Origin of the sequence: Streptococcus sp. HMSC034E03 (assembly GCF_001811505.1) — a bacterium.
In the GTDB taxonomy this organism is placed as follows: Bacteria; Bacillota; Bacilli; order Lactobacillales; family Streptococcaceae; genus Streptococcus.
Genome location: NZ_KV804992.1, coordinates 41192 through 41638, shown reverse-complemented (window position 1 = coordinate 41638; position 447 = coordinate 41192). Strand labels below are relative to the sequence as shown.

1 protein-coding gene is annotated in these 447 nt (G+C 42.5%); it reads left to right on the top strand.

Annotated elements, in window-relative coordinates:
* The coding region (locus HMPREF2805_RS07035) for an SIALI-17 repeat-containing surface protein (protein WP_148131626.1) at positions 1-358 on the top strand (358 nt) is incomplete at its 5' end.
* Positions 359-447: the final 89 nt, after the last annotated feature.

Below are 447 nucleotides of genomic sequence, written 5' to 3'. Positions count from 1 at the left end.
TGAAGTTCCGGAATACACAGGAGCAATTGGCGTAGCAGGTGAAGCAGCTATTCATGAAGTCCCAGAGTTTACTGGTGGAGTGAATGGTGAAGAAGCAGCTGTTCAAGAAGTAAGCCCAGAATACACAGGTGGTGTCAATGGAGTAGAAGGAGCAATCCATGAGGTTCCAGAATACAAAGATGAGCAGTCTCTTGTAGCTCTTGCTATGTCACAAGACAAGACCTACCAAGCGCCTGCAAGTCGTCAAAATATCCTCCCTGAAACAGGTACTAAGGAAAATGCAACCCTTGCAACAGCAGGTGTTGTAGGAGCACTTCTTGGTATGTTTGCAATGGGAAAGAAAAAAGAAGACGAATAAGATGATGTAAAAGCATATAAGTCATAGAGATTGGATCAAGATACTAATCTCGATCAAAAAAAGCGGACAAAACTAGTTTTCTGATGAAC